Annotated in this window: 13 protein-coding genes and 1 tRNA gene; 8 read left to right on the plus strand and 6 right to left on the minus strand. The window is 37.0% G+C overall.

Features of this window, described 5'->3' with window-relative positions:
* The 3 genes from ACR2MV_RS15365 to ACR2MV_RS15375 all read left to right on the plus strand — a co-directional run.
* Positions 1 to 484 (plus strand): transketolase C-terminal domain-containing protein (locus tag ACR2MV_RS15365; protein ID WP_434023054.1); only part of this gene is annotated, 484 nt, incomplete at its 5' end.
* 43 nt (positions 485 to 527) lie between these two features.
* Complete coding sequence (locus ACR2MV_RS15370) at positions 528 to 1,244, plus strand: thiamine pyrophosphate-dependent enzyme (RefSeq protein ID WP_434023055.1); 717 nt, start codon at positions 528 to 530, stop codon at positions 1,242 to 1,244.
* Positions 1,245 to 1,249: 5 nt separating this feature from the next.
* Positions 1,250 to 1,822 carry a 2-oxoacid:acceptor oxidoreductase family protein gene (locus ACR2MV_RS15375; protein WP_434023056.1) on the plus strand — a complete coding sequence of 191 codons (573 nt, stop codon included), beginning with the start codon at positions 1,250 to 1,252 and terminating at the stop codon, positions 1,820 to 1,822.
* Between the two features lie 131 nt (positions 1,823 to 1,953).
* On the opposite strand, the gene ACR2MV_RS15380 is transcribed toward ACR2MV_RS15375, so the two are convergent.
* Both ACR2MV_RS15380 and ACR2MV_RS15385 read right to left on the minus strand, forming a co-directional pair.
* Positions 1,954 to 4,026, minus strand: a complete 2,073-nt coding sequence (locus tag ACR2MV_RS15380) for a hypothetical protein (RefSeq protein WP_434023057.1) — start codon at positions 4,024 to 4,026, stop codon at positions 1,954 to 1,956.
* A gap of 289 nt (positions 4,027 to 4,315) precedes the next feature.
* The gene (locus ACR2MV_RS15385; RefSeq protein WP_434023058.1) at positions 4,316 to 5,512 is read right to left on the minus strand and encodes a hypothetical protein; all 1,197 of its coding nucleotides are present in this window, start codon (positions 5,510 to 5,512) and stop codon (positions 4,316 to 4,318) included.
* Positions 5,513 to 5,754: 242 nt separating this feature from the next.
* On the opposite strand from ACR2MV_RS15385, the gene ACR2MV_RS15390 reads away from it, so the two are divergent.
* Genes ACR2MV_RS15390 through ACR2MV_RS15405 form a run of 4 tightly spaced genes read left to right on the plus strand, consistent with a single transcriptional unit; the run spans position 5,755 to position 10,206 of the window.
* Positions 5,755 to 6,195, plus strand: a complete 441-nt coding sequence (locus tag ACR2MV_RS15390; protein ID WP_434023060.1) for a c-type cytochrome — start codon at positions 5,755 to 5,757, stop codon at positions 6,193 to 6,195.
* 11 nt (positions 6,196 to 6,206) lie between these two features.
* The gene (locus tag ACR2MV_RS15395; RefSeq protein ID WP_434023062.1) at positions 6,207 to 7,547 is read left to right on the plus strand and encodes a cbb3-type cytochrome c oxidase subunit I; all 1,341 of its coding nucleotides are present in this window, start codon (positions 6,207 to 6,209) and stop codon (positions 7,545 to 7,547) included.
* 27 nt (positions 7,548 to 7,574) lie between these two features.
* Positions 7,575 to 8,402, plus strand: a complete 828-nt coding sequence (locus ACR2MV_RS15400; protein ID WP_434023064.1) for a CbbQ/NirQ/NorQ/GpvN family protein — start codon at positions 7,575 to 7,577, stop codon at positions 8,400 to 8,402.
* A 34-nt stretch (positions 8,403 to 8,436) separates the two neighbouring features.
* Positions 8,437 to 10,206: a nitric oxide reductase activation protein NorD gene (locus ACR2MV_RS15405; protein ID WP_434023066.1), complete on the plus strand. Its 1,770-nt coding sequence runs from the start codon at positions 8,437 to 8,439 to the stop codon at positions 10,204 to 10,206.
* A 35-nt stretch (positions 10,207 to 10,241) separates the two neighbouring features.
* Here ACR2MV_RS15405 and ACR2MV_RS15410 read toward each other — a convergent pair whose 3' ends face one another.
* The 4 genes from ACR2MV_RS15410 to ACR2MV_RS15425 form a co-directional block, all read right to left on the minus strand.
* Positions 10,242 to 10,991 (minus strand): CPBP family intramembrane glutamic endopeptidase, encoded by a 750-nt coding sequence (locus tag ACR2MV_RS15410; protein WP_434023067.1) that lies wholly within the window; start codon positions 10,989 to 10,991, stop codon positions 10,242 to 10,244.
* A 143-nt stretch (positions 10,992 to 11,134) separates the two neighbouring features.
* Entirely contained in the window at positions 11,135 to 12,064 is a 930-nt protein-coding gene (locus ACR2MV_RS15415) for a TIM barrel protein (protein ID WP_434023068.1), read from the minus strand.
* Positions 12,065 to 12,130: 66 nt separating this feature from the next.
* Positions 12,131 to 12,535 carry a hypothetical protein gene (locus ACR2MV_RS15420; protein WP_434023069.1) on the minus strand — a complete coding sequence of 135 codons (405 nt, stop codon included), beginning with the start codon at positions 12,533 to 12,535 and terminating at the stop codon, positions 12,131 to 12,133.
* 44 nt (positions 12,536 to 12,579) lie between these two features.
* On the minus strand, positions 12,580 to 14,229 hold the full coding sequence (locus ACR2MV_RS15425; protein WP_434023071.1) for a DUF748 domain-containing protein: 1,650 nt from the start codon (positions 14,227 to 14,229) through the stop codon (positions 12,580 to 12,582).
* Positions 14,230 to 14,427: 198 nt separating this feature from the next.
* Here ACR2MV_RS15425 and ACR2MV_RS15430 point away from each other — a divergent pair.
* Positions 14,428 to 14,502, plus strand: a tRNA-Pro gene (locus tag ACR2MV_RS15430).
* Positions 14,503 to 14,589: the final 87 nt, after the last annotated feature.

A 14,589-nucleotide genomic window follows, 5' to 3' on the forward strand; every position in this document is an offset into this window, starting at 1 on the left:
GGCCACAACAGGTAAAAAAGGAAGAGAAAGAAATATCGTGACTTCACTCGATTTGCAACCTGAGAAAATGGAAGCAAGAGTTCATAGATTATTAAGAAAATATGAACAAATGGAAAAGGAGGATTTACGTTATGAAAAAATTCATTGTGATGATGCCCAATACCTCATTGTAGCTTATGGTTCAAGTGCCAGAATCTCCCAAAAGGCAGTAGAATTGGGACGTAAAAAAGGAATAAAAATAGGATTGTTAAGACCAATTACCTTGTTTCCTTTTCCAAAACAGCCACTTTTTGAATTGGTAGGTCAGGTAAAAGGAATTTTAAGTGTTGAATTAAGTGCCGGTCAAATGATCGAAGATGTAAAATTAGCTGTAGACTGTAAAGTTCCTGTTGCTCATTTTGGAAGAACCGGAGGAATCATTCATACTCCAGAAGAAATCTTGGAAGCCTTAGAACAAAAAATCATAAGAAATGGAAGTAACTGACATTGTTAAACCCGAGAATCAAGTGTTTAGTAAAACTTGTTTGATGACCGACACGAACCTGTCTTACTGTCCTGGTTGTGGTCATGGAACGGCACATAATTTAGCCATGGAAGTCATTGACGAAATGGGTATCGTAGAAGACACAATTGGTGTTGCTCCGGTAGGTTGCTCGGTACTGGCGTATGATTTTATGAATATTGATATAACGCAAGCTGCTCATGGGAGAGCTCCGGCTGTTGCAACCGCTATTGCCAGAACCTGGCCTAATAAATATGTATTTACATATCAGGGTGATGGTGATTTAGCTGCCATAGGGACGGCCGAAACTATTCATGCCTGTAACAGAGGTGAGAATATTGTAATTATATTCGTAAATAATGGAATTTATGGTATGACAGGAGGGCAAATGGCGCCTACAACCTTAAATGGCATGCGTACGTCAACGTCGCCATATGGAAGGGAAATTGAAACGATGGGGTCCCCGCTCAAAATAACTGAGTTAGTTGCGAACCTGCCGGGAACATATTATGCAACAAGACAAGCGGTACATACACATAAGCATGTCAGAAAAGCGAAAAAAGCCATTAAAACCGCTTTTAAAAACACACGGTTGAAGAAAGGGCTGTCTTTTGTGGAAATCGTTTCTAATTGTAATTCAGGTTGGAAAATGAACCCAAATGAATCCAATAGATGGATGGAAGAAAATATGTTTCCCTACTTTCCTTTGGGAGATATTAAGGTGAAAGGGAAATTAAAATAAATATCATGACAGAAGAAATTATTATCGCAGGGTTTGGTGGTCAAGGGGTATTATCCATGGGGAAAATATTGGCTTATTCTGGTATTATGCAGGATGAAGAGGTAAGTTGGATGCCATCATATGGCCCGGAAATGAGAGGAGGAACTGCAAATGTTACAGTAATCTTAAGTGATGAAAGAATAAGTTCACCCTATTTAAAGGTCTATGATACGGCTATTATATTAAACCAGCAATCCATGGATAAGTTCGAAAAATCAGTAAAGCCAGGGGGTGTTTTGATTTATGATCCTAATGGAATTATGATGCATCCAACAAGAACTGATATTGATATATATCAGATAGAAGGGAATCGGTTGGCTACAGAAATGGGTAATAAAAAAGTGTTCAATATGCTCGTTTTGGGTGGGTTTCTGAGTGTTAAACCCATTGTGAAACTGGATAATGTTATTGAAGGCTTAAAGAAATCACTACCTGAACGTTATCACAATTTAATTCCTTTGAATAAGGAAGCTATCAATAAGGGTATGCAAAATATCGTTCTGTATAAGGCAGAAAATCAGTTGACCAATATTGAATGATTTTTTTAAATAGGTGAAACTTGATAAAAAAACACCGATTCAATTAACAAAAGAAATTCCTCTTTACAAGATAGAAGGAGTAAAAAACGTTTGTAGATTTCTTGCATGTGCATCGTATACAATGAATGGATTTATTCCAATAATGCTGGTTTACTAAGTATTAACTCAATTTTTTTAATAATTACGGTAATCTGATCCATTTGTAATTCTATATTTCTAAAATAGATACTAATATCTCTGTTCACCCAACTTTCTGAAATAACGCGGGCTCCCAAACTAATTCTTAAAACGGCACTTTGGATTCCGTTTGGGTATTTTACGTCCACAGCCTGACCTATATGACATTTCTGCGCAGCAAGTCGTATGATCTCTATAGAAGACTTTTCAAACTCAGAAGAAATATCAGAATTCAATAAGAGATATAGTTTTTTGACCTTCTCATTGGTCAAGACTTTTTTATCATGATGAATGAAAAATGGAAAAATGGTACGAATATTTCTAAGACCGAAGGCTTCGCTGTTGTAACTGTTTATTTTAGTTTCATCTCCATAAAGAGGTTCTAAAAATGTAGCTTCTTTAATAGAATCTTCCACAAAATTACAAAACATCTCAATCCCTAAATTTCTATATAAAATAGGTGTTTTGAAATACCTTTCCATCTCAACAATCGCAGCATTCCAACGCATATATGAACCATAATTAAATCCATCAGACAGATCTTTGGAACAGAACCATGAGGTTGGCCAATCAGAATGATTGTAGTAGCCGGTCAGGCCCTTAGGTAACTTACTTTTTACAGCATCAATAGATTGACTGACGCTTTTGGGAACGATCAGTGCACCTGCATAGGGAGGGCCGGTAAAGTATTTACTTCCTGTGATTGTAACAATATACCCTTTGTTTAAATACTGTCGAATATCTAAAGGATCCAGCCTTAGTTGCGAACCATCGACAATAATTTGTATGGATAAATTTTCCAGGCTGTTTAATTTCTCAATCATGGCGTCACCAGGTGACTGATAGCCTAATTTTGATTGATCCATGGTATGCAATACAATATGATTGCCAGCTTCGTGACTTTTGGATATAGCTTTAAAAATTTCGGTATCTAAATGAGACGATGATTTTAATTGCCCCTTGTCATCCCGAAAGGGAACTTTGATCACATTCACATCTCTGAATCCTTCTATTTGATCTCCCTGGATGACCGCATGGTTCAAGGCTGTTGTATTTTCAAAATGCCGTCCTTTTAAGGCAGTAGCTACACCGCTACCGGTTTCATCGGAAGCCACCAACACATGGGTTATTTCCTTTTCGGTGCTAATTTGGGCAATACCTGCCAGTTGAAGTGATGAATCCGTCCCCGAAGGTGAAAAAATTATTTGACAATCATCCTTTATTTTAAGGGCCCTTCTCAGATTGTTTTTTAACAATTCTGAAAAATCAATCGTGGCATTTTTTAATCCTTTTTTCAAACTGTTTTGAATAAGAATACTGCGGGCTTTGTCTGTTTTATCAAAGGCATAGTTTGAGACACTTGTGGCCGTTGATGACGCAAATGTAAAGGCTTCTGGTCTTGGAAATGGGCGACAACCATATTTGTTCAAGAGCTGTGATTCGTCAATATTTAATCTTAGATCTCCCCCTGCCATCAATAAAAACTCTGTCGGTTGGGCTAGATCATGAAGGATTGGTTCCCAAACAGCTTGATTTTTTACCAGGGTATTATCAAGTCTGTGAAAACGCTGCAACTCGCTCAGCTCTTTTAAAGATTCAGCATCAATATGTTTTTTATTTTTGATCAGATCCAATAGAAAATAATCATGGATTTTTAATTTTTCTTTATCCTCTTTGGGTAATAAATCATAAAAGATTCGAGTCACTTTAAGGGCAGCCAAATCACATAAGATAATAGCAGCTTTTTCCGAACCTAAGGCTTTGTACCAAAGTTGCCATTCTATACCATATCTCAGATAGATGAGCGCCAGGACTGGTTTGTCTAAAAACGATGCACCAATTTTTATCGATTTGTTGGGAATAATTCTAAAAAGATCAGGCTTATTTATAGAGGTAATGATGTTAATACTGTTGATTTTTGGAACTGTATTGAATCTTTTTAAAACACTGACCAGGTGATTCACATTTTCTTTCTCAAATAAACTAGTTCTTTTATACTGATCTTCAATGAGTTTGTTTTTTGACATAGGTCTTTGTATTTAAGGGGCAAACTGAACTAATTATTACAATGAGCTTATTCCGCTTCTAACGTTCAAAACACTTGTATTTTCCATATGAATGGATAGTTTTTTTGAATTCGCTCATGATAACTTCCAAATAGGCCTGGCTAATTTGAGGCACCATTATAGCTGTGAAAGTAAGAAATATATAAATAAATGAAGACCCACTGCAAACTATTTTTACATGAATCTTACATAGCATCCTAAGATGTGAAATGTAAACCAGGCATCTGAACTTAGGATCGATTTTTGGTCCCTAACTTGATTCAGCTGTCTTTCTTTTTAAGATGTTGGATATCAGAATAATAATTGCAATTGGGATGAGTCCTGAAAAACCGAATAGAAATAAGTAGTAATTCGGGATACTACCGCTGCCAAAATAGAACATAGATCCTTGCATCATCAATAAAAATTCTGAACCGATAAAACCGATGACAAAACAGTAAATACCGGCTTTTAGAAAACGGTTCTCAAGAATTATTTTACTGCGTACTATGAAGTAGAACAGAAAACCAGAAACCAGTCCCAGCATTGTTAAATGAATAAAACCAATAACAAGATTTCTATACTGATGAGAACTTTGCGAAAAAACAGGTGACAAGGAGGTTAATTGCAGCATTGCTTTTAAGACCAAAGAAAAAACAGCAAAAGCGAGAAGAAGATTACTGAGTTGTGAATTTTGTTTAAATCGGGTATTTAAATCGGGTTTTACTATTTTAAAAAAAAGAACGATTGAATAGAGTTGAATCAAAACACCAATAACATTTATCCAATACAATAGTTTACTTGGTGCATACCAGTTGACAGGTAGTGCCAGGGTCAATAGGGTAGATGCTATTAACAATTTATAAAACAGCCGGAAATTCTCAGAATCCTTCAACTTGATGCTGTAAAAAAACAAAGCAAGTACCGCTGTTAAATACCAGCCTTGAAATTGAAAATGTAAAAAGAATTGAATTGCTATTTGATAAAATGCAGATGCGTTGCCTTGCAAAGAAACGGCCGGTCCCAAACACCAGACGCCAACCGTTGAAAGCAACATAAATAATAGTGAGGCTTTTAACAAGTAGCGAGCCGGAATATTTTTTATTTCATGATGTTTCCAAATGAGATAAGTAAAATAGTAGCTACAAAATATATGCAGTGTGGAAAAGGAAATTGAAATAGCGCCATAGCCTTGAAATGGAAAACTAAGCATCATTCCAAGGACAGAAAATTCTGTCAGCCAAAACAAACGATTGAAAACAGTCTTTTTACCAGGAACAAAATAATGAACAAAAAGAGTGAAGAGCATTAAATAAATCCAGCCCAGCATGGCAACATGTGAATGAGCATGTGTTAGAAACCTATAATTTATAGGAATGGAGCCTACAAAGGAGTATCGCAACGCAAGGCCTAGGAGAGAAGCAATCAGGAAATTAATTAAACAAACAAGTACTTTTTTTTTTTGCATATTGATCTACTGGAAAGTGAAAGTAATCATTTTATAGAAAAAAGATGGTGGTTATTGCACAGGCCTTCACGTACATGCTAATTAGAACGGCCTGTTGCTAAAAGCAGAAAATGGAAGATGTGGGTTGGACTGTGACGCTTCAATATTTCTTTTCAAAGCATGATAAATATCATTGTTTGAAGGAGATATATTTTTAATATTTGAAAAAGATAAAAAGGTCTTTTAATCTTAAATAATCAACTATGTTATCAAAAAAACAAGCCAGAGCATTCTTTTTGGGAGGTACTTTAGTAACGTTTCTAGTCTTTATTGGGCTTACTATTTATTCTTTCAGCAAGGATCAGGATCAATCGAATTATGGGGAAATTACCGAAGAAGTGGTTCGAGGTAAGGAAATTTGGGAATCAAATAATTGTATGGGATGTCATACAATATTGGGTGAGGGCGCATACTATGCACCTGAATTAACCAAAGTAATTGACAGAAGAGGAGAAGGGTATATCAAAGCCGTCTTAATGTCTCCGGTTCCCTGGGGACCCAATGGCAGAAAAATGGTTGCCTATGGTATGTCTGAAGAAGAAGCAGAAGACGTGATTGCCTTCTTTGATTGGATTGATGATATTGATCTGAACGGCTTCGACACCGTGGTCTCACCTTTAGCGAAAGAAAAAGTCAACAACTAAACTCAAAAAAAATGAAATATAAATCACAAAAAGTAGCATTTTGGTTCTTTGCACTATCAATGCTATTGCTCACACTACAAATTACCTACGGATTTATTATGGGTTTTGCCCGAATTGGATTCGATAATCTTCACGAATTTATTCCTTTTAATACTGCCCGTGCAGTTCACACGAACTTATTAGTGGTTTGGTTGCTTTCCGGGTTTATGGGAGCGGCTTATTATATTATTCCTGAGGAGGCTCAGAGAGAACTGGTGAATGTAAAACTGGCCTATGTACAGCTAATATCCTTGGCACTGGTCGGAGTGGCTGCTATTGTTGGCTATCATTTCAATTATTGGGAAGGAAGGAAATTTTTAGAAATTCCAAGGCCTTTAGATTATTTGGTGGTGGTCAATGTTTTGTTGTTTCTGGGTCTTATTCTTGTGACCCTTTTTAAAGGGAAGAGACAAACTACCACAGCATTGGTACTATCCATGGGGTTATTGTTTGCAGCACTGCTCTATTTGCCGGGAATGTTACCTTTTGATAGCCAGGTAATGGATTCATTCTTCCGTTGGTGGGTGGTGCATTTATGGGTAGAAGGTGTTTGGGAATTGATTATGGGAGGAATATTGTCTTTCCTTTTAATTAAATTGACCGGGGTTGACAGAGAAGTTATTGAAAAATGGCTCTATGTAATTGTTGGTCTGACCTTCTTGTCAGGTGTATTAGGAACTGGGCATCATTATTATTATATAGGTGTAAATAAAATCTGGATCATTGTTGGAGGTATTTTCTCAGCCCTGGAACCATTGGCGTTTTTGGCAATGGCTTTGTTTGCAGTAAATATGTACCGAAAAGGCGAAAAGAAACATCCGAATAAACTGGCCCTATACTGGACACTTGGTGCAGCAATTGTATCTTTCGTTGGAGCGGGACTGTTAGGGTTTGCGCATACCTTGCCTCAAACCAATCTCTATACACATGGTACTTTGGTAACGGCCATGCACGGGCATCTGGCCTTCTGGGGTGCCTACGGTATGATCGTTCTTGCGATTATTAGTTACAGCCTGCCGAATATGACGGGAAGAAAGCTATATGAAAGTTCCACAGGAAGAGCTGCTTTTTGGTTGTCTAATATTGGGATGATTGGAATGACTGTTGCCTTTGGTGTTGCCGGTGTTGCACAGGTATATCTGGAAAGAAAATTCAAAATGGATTTTATGGCGGTTCAAAATGAAATCAGTATTCATTTTGTCGTGTTGATTTTATGCGCCACCCTATTTACGACAGGAATTGTTTTTTACTTAATAGATTTCTATAAACATGGTAAACCAACTGATGAGGCTTTGCAAGAGATTTCGGTATAATTAGAATTATGACAAAAAGGTGATGACATGGATACACAAATAAACGAGTTGGAAGTTAATCAAGCAATGGCAGTCAAAGCTGTTAAAAAACCATATTACAAGGCAACAGCCAAAGAGATTGTAGTGTTTGAACATGCTTTTAAGAACAGGTTACCTGTTTTACTAAAAGGACCTACAGGAACAGGTAAAACTCGTTTTATTGAGTTTATGGCGCATGAATTGGACAAACCCTTAATTACTATTTCCTGTCATGAAGAAACATCATCAACAGATCTAATAGGAAGGTATATTATCAAAGGCGCCGAAACTATTTGGATCGATGGCCCGCTCACGAGGGCTGCCAAGCAAGGTGCCATCATATATATGGATGAAATTGCAGAGGCAAGACCCGATGTAATCGTAGCCGTACATTCTTTGACAGATCATAGGAAAGAACTTTATATTGATAAACTTGGCGAAACAGTTGAAGCACATAAAGACTTTATGCTGGTCGCATCATTTAATCCCGGTTATCAAAGAGGTTTTAAGGAATTGAAACCATCAACAAGGCAGCGTTTTGTTGGAATATCATTTGATTATCCGGATCCAAAATTTGAAGCTGAAATTCTTGTAAAAGAAACAAATATAGATCTTTCCCTGGCGAAAAAATTAGTGAACATAGCCTTGAAAATAAGAAATTTAACTGAATTAGGTCTAACGGAAACTGTCTCGACCCGCTTGCTCGTAGATGCTGCTAAATTGATCTATTCAGGCCTTCCAAAGCGGATTGCAGTGCATGCAGCTGTGGTTGAGCCACTAACAGATGATATAGAGACAATCAATGCCTTAAAGGATCTTTGTGATCTGATGATCTGATGCGTTAGAATTCAACTTAAAAGGCTAATAAGGCATGTTTGAACCCGATGAATATATTTTTACAAAATTTGCTCATTTTTTCAAGAGGAGGAGTAAAAAAAAAGAGGAAGGTCTTAGCTATGCTGTAAAACTGAATGATATCAAACCTCGGTTGCTTTTATTTGCAAGGGCCATTACAGGAGAATCAATTGAACTTTTCGAGGCTGAAAGGGAAGGAGGGTATAAGAACAATAACTTCTTTCTGCCACCTGTGTATGCTGCATTTAAAACAAGCGAAGAAAATGTGTCGTTTTATCTGTTTAGAATATTATATCTATCCATTCAAAAGATCTTGAATTTGAATTGGTCTGATTCGGAAGATCATTCCTTGGAAGCGTCACGTGTAAAGGCTAAGGAAAGTGCTGAGCAGGTGCTGACAGAGTTATTTGAGCAGTTTCCAATAGCCAGAGGGTACTATCAGAAAATTTTTGCTTTTTATGAAAGGCAAAAAGTGAAAGATAAAGCTCCGGATTTCAGTATGGTTTATGGAAAATGGATGAAAAATAGTCAAGATTCCAGTCCTGATGATAGATTGAAAAACTTTGATGCTAAGGTAAAGACAGCAGATTCAGATACACAGAAAACGTTGCTCAGAGCTAAGGCTGTGGAAGAAATTATTTCGGTACAAATCGATCAACAACAGTTGGATGATGCTGTTCTTCAGCATCAATTTGAGAAAGTGGAGACAGCAGATGAGTTCGGGGGAAATTTCCGAGATATGGATGGTGATGATGACCTGCAGGATCATGAGAATGCACTCGAAGAATTACATATGAAGCATACGGTACGGGTGGACGATCCGGTTCATTCAGTATACCAGGCTGATTTTGTCGAGAATACGACAATTGCTGAAAGTGCTGATCTTAAGGAGAATGATTACCATGTTCTATACGATGAATGGGATTATGCAAAGAGAGCTTATAAACAGGCCTTTTGCAAAGTATATCCTACAACGCCACGTTATAAAGACATCGACTTTTACAATAAAACAATAACTCAGAATTCCACCACACTGACTGGTCTTCGCAAAATGCTGACTTCCGTAAATAACAAGTTTCAGCAACAAAGAAGACAGTCAGAAGGTGATGAGTTTGATTTGGATGCTATAACAGATCTGTTTGTAGATGTGAATTCGAGGCATACGCCCTCGGATAAAATCTATCTGTCTAGACGCAAAAAAGAAAAAGACCTCTCCATTCTATTATTATTGGACGTCAGTTTATCGAGCGATGCTTATGCGGCAGGTAACAGAGTCATCGATGTTGAAAAACAGGTTTCTCTGCTATTTGGTGAAATTCTCAATGAATTCAATATCGATTTTTCCATTGATGCATTTTATTCAAAGACAAGGAATCATGCAACTTATTTAAACTTAAAGGGCTTTGACGATAACTGGAATAAGGCCAAATATAACATAGGAGGAATCCAACCCAGTGGTTACACGCGCATAGGGGCCGCTTTGCGGCATTCAGGACATCTATTGGACCAAAGAAAAACAAAGAATAAATGGGTGATTCTAATTTCCGATGGAAAACCCAATGATTATGATCGTTATGAGGGCAAATACGGGATTAATGATGTGAAGCAGGCGATTCGAGAATTAAATGAGCGAAAGATAAATTCATATGCCTTGGCCATTGAAGCTCAGGCAAAATATTATTTACCGCAGATGTTTGGCAAGAATCACTATCAAATCCTGACCAGGCCTGTTGAATTATTACAGTCACTGGTCAAGCTTTATGAAAAGATCAAGCATCAGTCTTAGCCTGTCTGTTGAAAGTCAAATAGATTGGAATGCTATTAATTCAAATACATTTGAACCATTAAGAGGGTATCCATATAGGCATGGGCAATAATTAATACCCAAATTTTCCTTTTAAGATAAACATAAGAACAACCAAGGACCAAGCCCATAAAAAAAGTTTGGATGATACCCATGAATCCCCAGCTGTAATGCACCAAACCAAAGATGATGGAACTCAGTATTACTGCAATGATTTTTGTTGTTTTATTATCGACGCCCAATTCAGAAATTCGATTAATTAAAAAGGCCCGGTAGACGATCTCTTCCCCAAATGATGATACAATATACACGCCGGCCAGGCTCAATAAAAGCATACCAATATTGCCGCTGATATAATTGTATACAGTATGATCCGCTTGGGCAGGAACGCCAGATACATTGGCCATTATCACAGCCCCAATAACAAAAGCTGCCGTTGCCAAAACAGCAACCACTACTGATTGCAGCAAGGTTTTTAAAGCATATTTTAAGGTGAATTTATGAAAGCTTAAACCAAATTGGCGCAGATTTTCTCCACGTAATTTTACTCCGGTAAAAACTAGAATGAGCATGATAATATTAGAACACCAAACAACAAATTGGTTATAGAGCAGATCTTCTGCTTGTTCTGAAATAAAGAGTGTAATGATGGTACCTGAAACTAAGAAAATAAACAGAATTTCTGCAATTTTTACAATTTTGTTTGATTGCAAGGCATGCCCTAATCTGCTTAGTGGGGCGGAAAGTGTTTTTTGATCTAAAGACATAGTATGTGTATTTTTTGATTAATACTACAATACTAGTTCAAAAGAGTAGTTCAGAGGTTTTACATCAGGAAGTCGAACCCATTTCTTAGTTTATTTAGGGCCTGTACATAAGTATATCGAGGTACAATGTTGATCAAATTAAATTACCAGCCAAATGTTTTTTGAATATATTCTTTGCTCATTTTCCAATCTTCCCTGAGGGAATTCTCAGGTTCAAAATCATTCGGAAATGCCAATTCAATAGCTACATCTCCCTTAAAATCAACTTTGTGCAAAGCCTGTGCAATTGCTTTAAAATCAGTAGCACCTTGACCGACATATTCCGTCCATTCTCCGCTTTCATATTGATCCCTGATATGTAAATAGACAATTTGATTGCCATAGGTATTTATAAAACTTACAGGATCTACTCCTGCTCGTATGAGCCAATTGACATCAGGACCCAATTTAAAATCAGGAATCCTCCGTAGGGTACCTCTTAAGTCGTGGAGGTTATTTTCTACTTCATAAGTGTGATTGTGTAAATTTGCTACAATGTTATTTGCCTGGCAAGTAGCTCTGATTTTCAGGAGTATCTCAGCCTGAGCATCTAATTCTTCTTCTGTTTTTTTATGATCAGAACCGCCAACTGAAATTCCAAAGGTTCGGCCGCCAACTTCGCTTAAACGCGGTATGATAAGGTCAATATCGTTTATTATGGTTTCATGTTGTTTTCGATCCCACATGGAAAAACCAACGCCGTATGAAGATCCCGAAACCTTTACTTGGTGTTTTTTAATCAAGGCATTGAGGTTTTTCACAGAATCATCATGCCTTAAGTTCGGCTCCATCAATTCCAGTCCATCAATACCTGCATGACTTAGATCTGAGAAAACGGTATCGAGAATGGGTGTGCAATCCCAGTTAGGAGGGAATTGACTTGCGTACACCCATAAATGAGCGTTTATTCGGACCTTCTTTTTGAATGGATTAGTACCTGCAACCAAAAAGGAAGGCATCATAAAAGAAGCCGCGGTTAGTAAGCTCGATTGTTGTAGAAAATTTCTTCTACTTTTTATATCCTTTGTATTCATTATAAATTTTAATGCAGATTATCATTTGCAATGTCATAACCTAATTGCGCGTTCATACTGCAATACTTAGTTAATTTTTTTAAACTTTTCACCACAGCCCTCAATGCAGAAGTAATAGATGATCAAATACTCGGACTCAATTTTATAAGTAAGATTGACATCCAGTTCGCAGGCATCAGGCGCAATCGTTAATGCTGTCTCTGAAAAAGTTCCTTTTGAGGCTGCATCTGATGCCAAAGAAAGATGGCACATGATGCCATTAGACTCAAACGTATTGTTCGTTTTAAAGCGAATGGTTTTATTACTGTTTACAGGTCTGAAGGTACCACTGCCGTCTCCGGGATCCGAATACATTTCAATAAGTTGCCAGGTTCCAATGATGGTCGCGTCTTTAGGAATTTCTTCCGAGGTACAGGATAGAAGTACAAGTAAGCAAGTATATAACAGTGAATGATACCTATAATTTTTCATTGATAGAGGATTCTTGGGGAGTTTTGATTCCCAAGTTTAGCTGGTTATTTTTCTTTCTTCTTTTTCTTCTTTTTATCCTTTTTTTCCTTGGTATCCTTTGTAACAGCGTTCCCTATATTTTTACCGGGTACAATTCGAACTATTCCCTGTACCATTCCCTGAATGATATAATTAACAGGCGAGCGATGCACATTTCTTTCAGTATCATATGCAGCCGTTAAATAATTTTTATATTCCGGATAGTTGTTATTCTTTACAGTAGCTTCCGCAATCATAGAAATAATAGCTCTTTTTTTGAACTTATGGTTTTCTTTTTCTTTGATAAGAGATACATGCAGATCTTTATAATCAAAAATCAGATTATTTTTTGAGTATTGATGACCTGCATTCATTTTAAACTCTAACTTCTGAAGCTCTCCGGACTCTATTTTTACACCTGCCAACGGAATCAGCATTGGATTGAACTTATTCATCTCCAAAGATTTCATATCAACTTTCAATTGAAAAGATTCTGTTTTGTAAGGAACCACCAGTGCAATCTGCATGTTGCCGTATCCATTGAAATTGGCACTAAGATCGGATCGCAATTGTTTAAGATTATCCTGTTTCTCCGGGATATTTGTAAAACCTCTTATCACACCATCGATGTTTCTCAGACTTAACTTTCCTGATTCCTCTTTTTTGGCGCCCAATTCCTGGTAAGTAACAGTAGAGTTCAACAATTGAATGGAATCCAGTTCCACAGGAATCGGAATGGCTGAAATCATGCCATTAAACATGGGCTTTACCACATCTGCTGGTCTTTCTAAATTCTTATTTCTGGAAAGTTTGATGTCTAAAGAATCGATGAGTACTTTTCGAGCTGAAATATCAAGATGCGAATAGAAACTACTTGAGGGTTCAAGTTCATGCATGCTAATTTCCTTTACATGAAGTTCGATAATATCATTTTGAAATCCTACTTTATTGCTTACCGCTACCCAATCAATGGAATAGCCCATGGAAAGATCAAGTAACTTGATTACTTTCTCTTTGAGGTCATATTCAATTTTACCTAATTTAAAGTGGGTATATTCATTCAAATCGAATTTAATTTCTTCTATTTCAACCTGCAGGTCTCCCAATTTAAATGGAATGAGATGAGATAATTGAACAGTGTCAGTTTCCAAATCTGTGGCCAACACATTCACTTTTTTTATTTCACCTTTTATTTTTCCACTACCAGGCTCTTTGAGAATCATAGAACCATTCTCGATTCGGAAATTTTGTAGATCACCTCTTGATAAAATATCACCAAACATATCTTGAATACCCGTTCCACTGTTCTTTTTGACAGTATCTGCTCGTAAGGTTATTTCAAATACGGGTTGTTCAAACGAAATCTCAGTAATATTTAAGGTTTTCCCGAACAAGAGGTCAACCCAAACCAATCCTTTTAATGTCGCATATTCAACATCTCCCACAATAGAGGCGGCTCCTTCAGTTTCATTGAGTGGCCTGATTTTCACCTTGTCTAAAGTGATTCCCTTTAAACCAGTGTGGAGGTCAAAATCTTCATAATCAATGTTGTATGCCCGTTCAGGATTTGCATTTATTTTTGCTGCAAAGTTATGCTCCAGCCACCACTCGATACCTTTGAGAATGACAAATAAAATACCAAGAACAATAACGATTCTTAAAATGACTTTTTTCATGCGGAAGTTTAAATACTCATTTAATGCAAGTTACGATATTAAAGAATAATATTTTGAATTATTTAGAATCTTTGAATGATCGAATTGTTGAAGGGTGCTTAATTATTTATCGAATTTTATTGTACGTGAAGATTTACACAATTATATTTGTGCTCTTATTTTTTAGATCATGATACGATGATTTTTTAAATATGTTTTCGGGGTGTAGCGTAGCCCGGTTAGCGCGCCACGCTGGGGGCGTGGAGGTCGGAGGTTCAAATCCTCTCACCCCGACTAAAAAAGCTTTGCAAAATTTGCAGAGCTTTTTTTTGTTGGAACAAACCGAAAGCTTGCTTTCAAGGTGCGGTACCGACAAAAAAA

Source organism: Lutimonas sp., from assembly GCF_051011215.1.
Lineage (GTDB): Bacteria > Bacteroidota > Bacteroidia > Flavobacteriales > Flavobacteriaceae > Lutimonas.

Coding starts and splice junctions, on each gene's coding strand:
- ACR2MV_RS15415 (WP_434023068.1), bottom strand. CDS start 12,064: ATGAATACAAAGGATATAAAAAGTAGAAGAAATTTTCTACAACAATCG.
- ACR2MV_RS15405 (WP_434023066.1), top strand. CDS start 8,437: ATGTTTGAACCCGATGAATATATTTTTACAAAATTTGCTCATTTTTTC.
- ACR2MV_RS15410 (WP_434023067.1), bottom strand. CDS start 10,991: ATGTCTTTAGATCAAAAAACACTTTCCGCCCCACTAAGCAGATTAGGG.
- ACR2MV_RS15390 (WP_434023060.1), top strand. CDS start 5,755: ATGTTATCAAAAAAACAAGCCAGAGCATTCTTTTTGGGAGGTACTTTA.
- ACR2MV_RS15425 (WP_434023071.1), bottom strand. CDS start 14,229: ATGAAAAAAGTCATTTTAAGAATCGTTATTGTTCTTGGTATTTTATTT.
- ACR2MV_RS15380 (WP_434023057.1), bottom strand. CDS start 4,026: ATGTCAAAAAACAAACTCATTGAAGATCAGTATAAAAGAACTAGTTTA.
- ACR2MV_RS15420 (WP_434023069.1), bottom strand. CDS start 12,535: ATGAAAAATTATAGGTATCATTCACTGTTATATACTTGCTTACTTGTA.
- ACR2MV_RS15375 (WP_434023056.1), top strand. CDS start 1,250: ATGACAGAAGAAATTATTATCGCAGGGTTTGGTGGTCAAGGGGTATTA.
- ACR2MV_RS15395 (WP_434023062.1), top strand. CDS start 6,207: ATGAAATATAAATCACAAAAAGTAGCATTTTGGTTCTTTGCACTATCA.
- ACR2MV_RS15400 (WP_434023064.1), top strand. CDS start 7,575: ATGGATACACAAATAAACGAGTTGGAAGTTAATCAAGCAATGGCAGTC.
- ACR2MV_RS15370 (WP_434023055.1), top strand. CDS start 528: ATGACCGACACGAACCTGTCTTACTGTCCTGGTTGTGGTCATGGAACG.
- ACR2MV_RS15385 (WP_434023058.1), bottom strand. CDS start 5,512: ATGCAAAAAAAAAAAGTACTTGTTTGTTTAATTAATTTCCTGATTGCT.